An 8,871-nucleotide genomic window follows, 5' to 3' on the forward strand; every position below is an offset into this window, starting at 1 on the left:
CTCCTTTCTCGGCAGCCTCTCGGTAGTAGTTCTCCCTAAATCCGTACGTCCTCATGTCTCTGTGGAAGACGTAGACATTGGCATCGGGCATCATCTCCTTTGTCTTCAGCGCGTTCTTGATGGTCTCCGTGCAGCATATGCGGCTGCAGTAGGGCCTTTCCTCTTTGCGTGAGCCGACACATTGTATCATGGCTACGCTCTTCGTGCCCTCCTTCAAGCCCCCGTTCGCGAGCACGTCCTCATATTCGAGCTGCGTGACAACCCGCGGGTCCTCTCCGTAGAGGTACTCATCGGGCTTCAACTCGATTCCTCCGGTCGCGACGAGAACTACACCGTGCCTGATCTGCTTCTCTTCACCCTCGTGCTCCAGCGTTGTCATGAAGCTACCTATGAACCCTTCGATGTCTTTGATCTTGGCTCCCGTGTAGACGTGAACCCGTTCGTTGCTCTTCACCTTGTCAATCAGCTTATTCATCCTGGCCTGCACATCCTCTCCCGAGAGAGCGAAGTGTATCCTTCGGGTCATCCCTCCCAGCTCGTCCTTCTTCTCCACGAGATATGCGTCGAACCCTTGGTCTGCGATTCCCAGGGCGGCAGTCATCCCCGCGATGCCACCACCGATGATGAGAGCCGACTTCGCGATGGATATCTTGATCGGAGGGATGGGCTCGAGGAGCGCCGCCTTGGCGACGGCCATCCTCACGAGGTCCTTCGCCTTCTGTGTTGCCTTTTCCGGCTCCTTCGAATGCACCCAGGAGCAGTGCTCGCGGATGTTCGCCATCTCGAAGAGGTACGGATTCAGCCCGCCATCTCTGATCGTGTTCATGAAGAGAGGAGCGTGCGTTCTCGGAGTGCAGGAAGCGACGATTACTCTATTGAGGTTGTGCTCCTTTATCGTCTCCACTATCTTGCTCTGAGTGTCCTGAGAGCACGTGTATATATTGTCTTCTGCGTAAACGACATTCGGAAGGGTCTTCGCATACTCGACAACTGCGGGCACGTCAACAACGCCCCCGATGTTGATTCCACAATGGCAGATGAACGCACCGATCCTGGAATCCTCATCGCTGATGTCCTTCTCTGGCGGGAACTCCCTTATCTCAACGAGCTTGTTCCTCTCCGTCGAGATGTGGCTGGATGCCATGGCCGCGGCACCGCTCGCCTGAGCGACGCTGTCCGGGATGTCCTTCGGGGAGCTGAACGCCCCGCAGACGTATATGCCCGGCTCTGATGTGGACAAGGGGTCGAAGATGTTCGTCTCGCAAAAGCTGTGGGCGTTTAGATCTATCCCGAGGACCTGCTTCAGTTTGTCGGTGTCCACGGGCGCTTCCGTACCGACAGAGAGAACGACAATATCGAATTCCTCGGTCTTGAGGTCTGCTCCGTCCACGTATGTCATAAAAAGATTGTGAGTCACCGGGTCTTCCTCAACCGAGGATATCCTGTTGCCTCTCGTGAACCTGATTCCATGCTCTTCCTCGGCTCGAGAGTAGTACGCATCGAACTCCTTCCCGTAGGCCCGCATGTCCATGAAGAAGATGTGCGCCTCCAGCCCGGGAGTGTGCTCCTTGGCTATTATGGCCTCCTTTATGCTGAACATGCAGCAGACCGAGGAGCAATAGGTGTTGCCAGTCTGCTTGTCCCTAGAACCGACACACTGTATGAAGGCAATGTTCCTCGGGACCTCTCCATCAGATGGCCTCAGAACCATTCCCGCGTGAGGACCAGTAGCGCTCAGCATTCTCTCGAGCTCCAGGGAGGAGAGGACGTTCGGGTACACGCCATAGCCGTACTGAGGTTTCCTGGCGAGGTCGAACAGGTCGAATCCAGGAGCCACAACGATGGAGCCCACCTCGATGTCCATCATGTGCTCCTCCTGGTCGTAGATGATTGCCTCAGCTTCGCACTGTCCCTCGCAGATCCCGCAGCCTATGCAGTGCTCCAGGTCGATCGATACAACGGCCGGAACTGCCTGCGGATACTTGACATAGATGGCCTTGCGAGTCACCAGGCCCACGTTGTACTCATCTGGGACCTCCACCGGGCAGAAATTCGTACACAGGCCGCAACCTGTGCACTTGGTCTCGTCCACCTTCCTTGCCGTCTTCTTTATGGTCACGAGGAAGTTCCCGGGCGAACCTTGGACAGCTTCCAGACTTGCACCAGTCAGCAGCTCTATGTTGTGGTGTCGTCCGGTCTCGACAAGCTTGGGCGCCATGATGCACATGGCACAATCATTCGTGGGGAACGTCTTATCCAGCTGGGACATCGCTCCTCCGATGTTCGGTGACTTGTCGAGCAGATACACCTTGTAGCCGCTATCCGCAAGGTCAAGGGAAGCCTGCATACCTGCGATCCCGCCTCCGACGACCAATACTGCACCAACTTTGTCTACCATTGGAATCACACCTCAAATCCTTGTGAAATGTACAGAGGGGACCGCCCCTCGATTCGGTCAAGTTTGATCAGGTCGCGTCTCCTGAGATTGGCTATCTCATCTAGAACCCTGTCTGGGGGGATGTTCGTAGCCTCTGAGATCGCCCTCACTGAAAGAGGTTCTCTCCTCGTCTTCCAAAGAATCACTGCTCTGTCGAACTCTACGGTAAGAGCGTCGTACAGGATCTTGTCCAGCTCCTCCTCGTCGAGCTTCTTGCCGTAGACGTTCCCTTTTTCGAGGAATTCCACCTGCTTGTTCACGAGCGCCCTAAGCCGGAAGTCCTCCAATACGTTCTTCGCGATGAAGAGGTTCTCCATCTTCGCCATGTCTGGACTGTCTCCGACAACAGGATTCGGTCCAATCTCCTGTATGAGTTCAGCGAAGTCCTTCATGATGCCCGCGAACCTAGCGCCCTCCGAGGCGGAAACCCACTCGAGCCTGAATCTCTGACGGCTCATCCCCACCTTTTCGAGGAGCTTGCGGACTAGTTTCATCCTTTTTTCAGTGTAGTGGTTGCCCGTTATGTAGTGACAGTCGCCTATGTGGCATCCGCCAACGAAGACACCGTCGGCGCCTTGGAGGAACATCTCCATGATGATCGACGGGTCCACCCTGGCCGAACACATCACGCGCACGACCCTGACGTTCGTCGGGTACTGGAACCTGCTCACACCTGCCAGATCGGCACCCGCATAGGAGCACCAGTTGCACAGAAAACCAACAATCTTGGGTTCGAAGTCTGCCATTCACATCACTCCGTTTGGACTACTCGGGACATTATTCCCCTTACACAAACGGAGAAGTCGCACTGGTCAGTGAGCTTCTTCTCGCAAGTGTGGCACCCGAGTGTGAGGATAAGCTGTCGTACGATCTTCCGCCTGGTGTCCGCCTCGATATGTGGAAGACCCGTTTCCGCATCCTTGATGGATTCCTCCTGAAGACGAGCCCACCTTGGCAGAGTGGATATATGCCTACCATAGATCCACGCGTTCCTCATGTCGTCGACCGGTTGCCTGGCATCTTCCTCAGAGCTCAAACAGGCACCTCCCTGAGGCTTGAGATCCCCTCAATGGTCAGCTGCTCGTCGGTATAATTACTCATTGTTATCGCCTTCATGGGACAAGAGGCTCCGCATGTGCCGCAACCCTTGCATGCCGCGGGAATGACCTCGGCCTTGAGGCCCTTGTCTCCTCTCTTCACGACTATGGCCTTGTAGGGACACACAGATTCACATATACCGCACCCGATGCACCTGTCCACGTCAATCTGTGGCGTCAGGACCTCCGCCTGGACGTATCCCTTTTTCATGAGAGACCCGGCCCGGGACGCAGTAGCTAGACCTTGGAGGACGCTCTCCGTGATATCCGCTGGTCCCTTTGCCGTGCCGCAGATGAATATCCCATCCGTTGCGAAGTCCACGGGTCTGAGTTTCACATGAGCCTCCAAGAAGAAGCCCGAGGGGCCCAGTGGAACCTTGAGCATCTGCGATATGTCCTTTGCATCTTCTTGTGGAACGAGTGGTGTCGAGAGAACCACCATATCCACGGCCAGCTTCCTCTCCACCTTGAGGGTTTCGTGGTAGTATGTGACTATGAGCTGGTCCCCTTCTCTCGTGACGGTTGGAGGCCTCTCGTACCTGTAGCGAATGAACCTGACTCCGCTCTCCCTTGCTCTGTTGTAGTATAGCTCGTGCTCTACACCGTAGGTCGTCATCGTTCTATTGAAGACGTACACCTCGACTTGGTGGGCTATCCTTCTCTCCTCGGTGGAACGAGGAGCTCCATCAGGTCTTCGTCGCCTCCGCCGTCGTCTCTGCATGACCTCTTCCGGTGCGTGCAGCTCAACCGGGACGCTTTCTACATCTTCGAGCTTGCCGAGCATCTCGTTGTAGTTCTCCACGATGTTGAGGGCGTTCTTGGTCGCAACATTGCAGCAGATCCGCGAGCAATAGCTGACCTTCTGGCCTCGGCTGCCAACACATTGTATGAAGGCGATTGATCTGACCTTCGGCGGTAGCTTCTTCACGCGGCACATTATCTCGAATTCCGTAAGGGTGACAACATTGTCGTACATCCCGTACCCGAACAGGCCATCTGGAATGTATTCGAGCGCGCCGGTCGCCACTATTACCGAGCCGACCTTCACGTTCTTGTCCTCGCCGTTGACATTGATCGTCACGTCGAAGTCGCCAACATAGCCATCTACATTCTTGACTTCGGAGGAGAGGAGAACCTCGATGTTCTCGTTGCTTGCCACGTCATCTATCAATGGCTGTATCGTCTCCATTGTGTCGCCCCCGCCCAGGTATAGGTTATTAAGAAGTCTCACGAACCCACCCAGTTTATCTTCCCTCTCCACTAGGTAGACCGGGAATCCCTGATTCGCGATGGACTTAGCTGCATTCATGCCGGAAACACCGCCCCCTATCACGAGGGCCTTTGGCTCTACCGGATTCTTCAGCTCCTCGAAGGGCTCCAGCAGCTTGACTCGGGCCACGCCCATCCTGACCAGTTCCCTTGCCTTCTCCGTGGCCTTTTCGGGCTCCTTCATGTGGACCCAGGAGCAGTGCTCTCTGATGTTTACAAACGTGAAGAGGTACTTGTTAAGGCCAGCCTCCTCGCAGGTGGACTGGAAGAGCGGGGCGTGCGTCCTAGGTGTGCATGAGGCCACAACGACCCTGTTGAGGTTGTGTTCCTTGATGCCGTTCTGGATGGCCTTGAGACCATCGTCTGCGCACGTATACAGGTTGTCCTCAGCGTAGACGACACCAGGCAGAGTCCTTGCATACTCGGCCACGGAAGGAACGTCCACAACGCCTCCTATGTTGGAACCGCAGTGGCATACGAAGACACCCACTCTTCTCTCCGTGGGCAAGTCGACAGTCTGCTCCTCAGGGCTCTTCTCTTCCGCCTCCTCATCTTCGGTGGCTTCCTCAGTTTCTTTGGCTTCCTCATTTGGGGCTTCCTCATTCACGTAATCGCCTCCTTGACCGTCTCGGTAGCTTTGGGCTTTTCTCCAGCAGTTTCTGACGCTCTGGCCGCAGCGCCCGATCCTTGGGCGACCGCTTCAGGGATATCCACTGGGGACTGGCAGTAGCCAGCCACGAATATCCCGTCGACTTTCGTGTCAAGGGGCTTGAGGATTCTGTCGGCGACGTCAAAGAAATGGTATACATCAGTGTCGACCCCCAGTATCTTGGCGAGTTCGGGTGCATCTTCTCTTGGGATCAGACACGTAGCGAGGACGACCGTTTCGAATTCCTTGGTGGCCCGTTTTCCTTCCACGTCGTAGGCGACTATGAGGTTGCCGCTCTCGGTCTCTCCTTCGACGGTCGCATCAGAGTTGACGTACTCTACATCGTAGTCCGTCTTCGCTCTTTCCACATACTCGTAGAAGCCCTTGCCGAAGGCTCTCAGGTCCTTGTAGAATACCGTGCACTTGATGTCACCGTGCTCCTTCATAAGCATCGATTCCTTCGTGGCATACATGCAGCACACGCTGCAGCAGTAGGGATGGCCAACTTGCGCATTTCTCGCACCCACGCACTGGATGAAGGCAACGGTCTTGGGCTCCTTCTCATCGCTCCTTCTCTGGATATGCCCCTTTGTGGGACCTGATGCGTTCATCAATCTCTCGAATTCCAGTGAAGTGTACACGTTCGGGAACTTCCCGTAGCCATATTCCGCCGCCTCTGTTGGATCCCATACATCATAACCGGTTGCGACTATGATGGCTCCGACCTCGATCTCGAGCAACTGGTCGTTCATTTCGAAGTCGATTGCTCCCGCGTCACAGAACTTCTCACACGCCTTGCACTTCCCCGTGTCGAAGTACATGCAGTTCTCCCTGTCGATTGTGTGGGTTGGCGGTACCGCCTGCAGAAAAGGCCTGTAGATCGCCTTTCTCACATCAAGGCCCATCTCGAACTCGTTGGGGACCTTCTTAGGGCATTTCTCTGAGCATTTCCCGCAGCCGGTGCAGATGTTCTCATCCACATATCTTGACTTCTTCAGCACAACGATCGTGAAGTTGCCAGCGCTCCCGGTCACCTCTTGGACCTCGGAGTAGGTCATGACGTTGATGTTAGGATGGCCATAGCACTCTGCCATTTTGGGCGCGAGTATGCAAATCGAGCAGTCGTTCGTAGGGAATGTCTTGTCGAGTTGAGCCATCCTCCCGCCTAGACTGGGTGTCTTCTCCACGAGATGGACCAGCATTCCTCTTTCTGCCAGGTCGAGGGATGCCTGGATTCCAGCAACCCCGCCGCCGATAACAAGCACGTTTTCGGGCATACTTTCTCCTCCTTAGTCAGTACCGTATCATTTCTTCGACTCTACCGTTTTCTTGGCCTTCTTATCGATCTTTTCGTCCCTGGGTCTTTGGACCGCGATCGTCTTTATCGTGAAAGGAGCCTTCTTGGGCCCCCTTTCTCTCACGAACCTCGGGCAATCCGGATAAGTACAGGGTTCGCACTGTCTCTCAGTGCAGGCCAGCTCGATGAGCAGGTATCTCTTAGTCGAATCCTCTTCTTTGCTCAGGTTTCTCATCCTCCTTTGTTGCTTCTTCTTCCTGCGCATCGGGGATTTGCAGTTTCCCTCGAAGGGCCATATCCACGAGCACAGTGAAATCCATTATCGGTATGTTGATTAAGTCATTATCGATGGGAGTCTCATCCCTGGTGGAGCAGTCCAGATGGATTCGACACTTCGCGCAAGGGGTAATCAACACATCGGCTCCCGTTCTCTTTGCGTCCTGCATCTTTTCCATCTGCATCACTTTGGAAGTGCTAGAGCAACTCATGAAACCGGAAACGCCGCAGCAGGTGGCAGCGTCCCTGTTCTTCTCGAGCTCAACGAGCTCGACGGAGGGGATCTCGGTAAGTACTTTCCTCGGTTCATCGTAGAGCCCCAGATGTCGTCCAAGCCTGCATGAATCGTGAAACGTCGTCGAGATGCTGACGTTCTCAGGGAAAACCAACTTTCCTTCTTCGATCGCCCTCGCGAGGAACTCCGATATGTGAGTCATCTCGAAGTCGAAATCGCCGAGGAAGTCCTGATAGTCGAGGTCGAACGTTCTCATACACTCAGGACAGGGGAAGACAACCGTCTTGGCGCCTGAGTCCTTGATTACCTGGACATTGTGATTCATCAGCTTGATGAAGCTCTTCTCGTCCCCAGCCCAGTTGAGGTCGTGCCCGCAGCATTTCTCGTTTGGGGAGACGACCGGTTCGATTCCCATACGGTTCATTATTCGGACAGCGCTTCGTGCTGTCTCGACGAGATCGAGGTTCCTGCCCTCGAAGATCGCGTCCAGCTGGGGAAGGCAGCCGACGAAGAGAAAGACATCTCCCTTGTCCGCCACCTTCAGCTCGTCCGTTATCCAATCCAGCCGCTTCTGAGGAAGGTCGGAGTTGGCCATGATCCTCATCATCGCGTGCAGTAATCCCCCCTGGGAGCAGTCAGGCTCGTGTCCCTCTCTCGACGCCTCACCGCGCATCCCCCTGATGAATCCGGAGTAATCGACTTCGTATGGACACATGTTATTGCAGATCTCGCACGTGTTGCAGACCCAGATATCGCCATCCTTCGAAAGGTCCATTTCTTCCCCCGCAAGAGCCTTCACAACGACCAGCCTCGGGGCGAACTCAGGGTTGAATCTTGTCACAGGACAGACCGTGGTGCATTTCCCGCACTCAACGCAGTCATGGGCGCCCATATCGGATATCAGCCTCTTCACGTTCTCCTTGTCCATCCTGATTATCCTCCCCCGGTCTCGCTTCCCTTCAGCGGATTCGGTCCCAGGTTCGTGATGTGATCCGTGAACTCCTCCATGACCTGAGCGAACTTTGTCCCTTCCGAGGCTGCTATCCATTCGAGCCTGACCCTCTCTGAGCCGATCCCGATCTGGTCGAGTAGCTTCGAAAGCCTTTCGATTCTTTCCTTTGCCTTCACGTTCCCAGATATGTAGTGGCAGTCGCCTATCTCGCAGCCTGTAATGAGGACGCCGTCAGCGCCCAGCTCCAAGGCCCTTAGAATGAAATACGGATCGACACGCCCGGAGCACATGACACGAAGGACTTTGACATTGACCGGATACTGCAACCTGGAAACACCTGCCAGGTCCGCGCCAGCGTAGGAACACCAGTTGCAGCAGAAGACGAGGATGGAGGGCTGGAATTCCTCCTCTATTGCGGGTGCCATTGCCTCGGTCATGTTTCGGTTACCTCCTCGACTGCCGTAGCTTCTCTCTTCGCAGGCGGTGTCTTGGCCTCGGAGAAGCACGATTCCACCATGGAAAGGACTTGGTCGGTTCTGAAGTTCAGCATGGTTATTGCCTTGTTGCAGCAGCTCACCGAGCACGAGCCGCAACCTTTGCAAAGGGCCCCGTCGATGTGCGAAACCTGTCTGCCATTCTCAAGCATGATCAACCTCGGC

General features: G+C 55.1%; 8 protein-coding genes and 1 pseudogene. All 9 read right to left on the bottom strand.

Going from position 1 to position 8,871, the window contains the following annotated elements:
- The coding region (locus tag LN415_08540) for an FAD-dependent oxidoreductase (protein ID MCJ2557135.1) at positions 1-2,398 on the bottom strand (2,398 nt) is incomplete at its 3' end.
- A 392-nt stretch (positions 2,399-2,790) separates the two neighbouring features.
- Positions 2,791-3,183, bottom strand: a pseudogene (locus LN415_08545) (hydrogenase iron-sulfur subunit).
- A 5-nt stretch (positions 3,184-3,188) separates the two neighbouring features.
- Positions 3,189-3,473: a hypothetical protein gene (locus tag LN415_08550; GenBank protein MCJ2557136.1), complete on the bottom strand. Its 285-nt coding sequence runs from the start codon at positions 3,471-3,473 to the stop codon at positions 3,189-3,191.
- A complete protein-coding gene (locus LN415_08555; protein ID MCJ2557137.1) occupies positions 3,470-5,311 on the bottom strand; it encodes a CoB--CoM heterodisulfide reductase iron-sulfur subunit A family protein in 1,842 nt (613 codons plus the stop codon). The genes LN415_08550 and LN415_08555 overlap by 4 nt, the downstream gene beginning before the upstream one ends.
- 95 nt (positions 5,312-5,406) lie before the next feature.
- Complete coding sequence (locus LN415_08560) at positions 5,407-6,729, bottom strand: CoB--CoM heterodisulfide reductase iron-sulfur subunit A family protein (protein ID MCJ2557138.1); 1,323 nt, start codon at positions 6,727-6,729, stop codon at positions 5,407-5,409.
- Positions 6,730-6,756: 27 nt separating this feature from the next.
- Positions 6,757-6,984 carry a hypothetical protein gene (locus tag LN415_08565; protein ID MCJ2557139.1) on the bottom strand — a complete coding sequence of 76 codons (228 nt, stop codon included), beginning with the start codon at positions 6,982-6,984 and terminating at the stop codon, positions 6,757-6,759.
- On the bottom strand, positions 6,950-8,188 hold the full coding sequence (locus LN415_08570) for a (Fe-S)-binding protein (protein MCJ2557140.1): 1,239 nt from the start codon (positions 8,186-8,188) through the stop codon (positions 6,950-6,952). Before LN415_08570 ends, LN415_08565 begins: the two co-directional genes overlap by 35 nt.
- A 5-nt stretch (positions 8,189-8,193) precedes the next feature.
- Complete coding sequence (locus LN415_08575) at positions 8,194-8,625, bottom strand: hydrogenase iron-sulfur subunit (protein ID MCJ2557141.1); 432 nt, start codon at positions 8,623-8,625, stop codon at positions 8,194-8,196.
- Positions 8,626-8,645: 20 nt separating this feature from the next.
- The coding region (locus LN415_08580) for a hypothetical protein (protein ID MCJ2557142.1) at positions 8,646-8,871 on the bottom strand (226 nt) is incomplete at its 5' end.

This window comes from Candidatus Thermoplasmatota archaeon (genome assembly GCA_022848865.1).
In the GTDB taxonomy this organism is placed as follows: Archaea; Thermoplasmatota; Thermoplasmata; order RBG-16-68-12; family JAGMCJ01; genus JAGMCJ01.

What these genes read in the sequence shown, in the direction of transcription:
- LN415_08560 (MCJ2557138.1), bottom strand. Translation starts at nt 6,729, where the DNA reads ATGCCCGAAAACGTGCTTGTTATCGGCGGCGGGGTTGCTGGAATCCAG.
- LN415_08565 (MCJ2557139.1), bottom strand. Translation starts at nt 6,984, where the DNA reads ATGAGAAACCTGAGCAAAGAAGAGGATTCGACTAAGAGATACCTGCTC.
- LN415_08570 (MCJ2557140.1), bottom strand. Translation starts at nt 8,188, where the DNA reads ATGGACAAGGAGAACGTGAAGAGGCTGATATCCGATATGGGCGCCCAT.